This is a genomic window from Acinetobacter sp. UBA5934 (assembly GCF_002430855.1).
Taxonomy (GTDB): domain Bacteria; phylum Pseudomonadota; class Gammaproteobacteria; order Pseudomonadales; family Moraxellaceae; genus Acinetobacter.
The window spans coordinates 3,525-4,732 of record NZ_DJDC01000148.1 but is presented as its reverse complement, the minus strand read 5'-3'; the positions used below and the strand labels follow the sequence as shown (position 1 = coordinate 4,732).

Annotated in this window: 1 protein-coding gene and 1 pseudogene; one reads left to right on the top strand and one right to left on the bottom strand. The window is 44.0% G+C overall.

Features of this window, described 5'->3' with window-relative positions:
* A pseudogene (locus tag B2Y23_RS10280) lies at nt 1-285 on the top strand (hypothetical protein); the annotation flags it as partial.
* A 177-nt stretch (nt 286-462) separates the two neighbouring features.
* Here the strand turns inward: B2Y23_RS10280 and B2Y23_RS10275 are convergent.
* Nucleotides 463-1,101 (bottom strand): fumarylacetoacetate hydrolase family protein, encoded by a 639-nt coding sequence (locus B2Y23_RS10275; RefSeq protein ID WP_291370669.1) that lies wholly within the window; start codon nt 1,099-1,101, stop codon nt 463-465.
* Between the last annotated feature and the right edge of the window lie 107 nt (nt 1,102-1,208).

Sequence of the window (1,208 nt, the reverse complement as noted above, 5' to 3'; positions counted from 1 at the left end):
GATGAAATTGGACGCTGGCCCACTTATGTGCTAATGCTGGAAAAACAGAATCTGGTGAAACGTACTGATGACAATGAATATGTTCTCGCCCGCAATCTGTCTCAGGTCGATTTCTGGAGTTTTTATACCCAGCTCCCCTATCCACTTCCGCGCCGCAATGATGTTGCCAATATTCGCGCCGATGATGAATGGATGAAAAGACTTGGTCCTGCTCTGGTCGAATCCGATGACTATCTGGCGGCAAAGCTGTCTATCCCCCTGTCGACTATTTTCGAAAATAAATAAAGCCTACTGGTCGCTCAGTATTAAAAAGCCTTCTAATAAGAAGGCTTTTTTAATGACTATACAGATTTACGGATGGAAAAGAACTCGCTGATCCAGCCCATGCAGACTGACTGTTATGTAAAAATTCAGAACTTAAAAAAGGCTGCTCACAGGCAACCTTTTCAAAAGTTACAAAACTTATTTCACAAAAGTGGTCCAGACATAATTCTGAGTTTGACCCTGCAATGTCATTTTCAACTGATCACCTGATTGCAATGCAGCCACACCTGCAGGAGTACCGGTCATCACCACATCACCCGGTTCTAAAGTAAAGACCTGGCTGATGTCCGCAAGCAAGGTTGCAATGTCAAAAATCAGCAAAGACGTATCGCCCTTTTGACGCAGCTCATCATTCACATGAAAAGTATAATGCACATCTTTCCAATCTTTGACTTCAGCAACGTCGACCCATTCGGCTAGAACACACGAACCGTCAAAGGCTTTGGCACGCTCCCAAGGCTGACCTTTCTTTTTCAAGTCATCCTGTAAATCACGCAAGGTCAAGTCCAGCCCTAAAGTCACGGCACCCACAGCTTGCAAGGCTTTAGCCGGATCGGTTTCTGCCTTTAAGGTGCGGTCGATACGAAGGCTTAACTCACATTCATAATGGCAATTACCCCACACCGGGTTCCATGAAATGCCCTGCTCTAAACTGACTAAACTGCTTGGAGGCTTGATAAATAAAACAGGACGATCAGGAATGGCATTGCCTAATTCTTTGGCATGGTCTGCATAGCTACGACCGACACAGACAATTTTAGATGGACGTGTATTCATGATCTTCCTTTTTATTGCACTTTTAGATGATTTCGAATTTACTTTTTAAATGTATTTTCAAATACGGTTTGATCGGCCGGTTGCTGAAAGGCACGTTTCGGTACAAT

Excerpts from the sequence above, each read along its gene's own strand:
- B2Y23_RS10275 (WP_291370669.1), bottom strand. The coding sequence starts at position 1,101 with ATGAATACACGTCCATCTAAAATTGTCTGTGTCGGTCGTAGCTATGCA.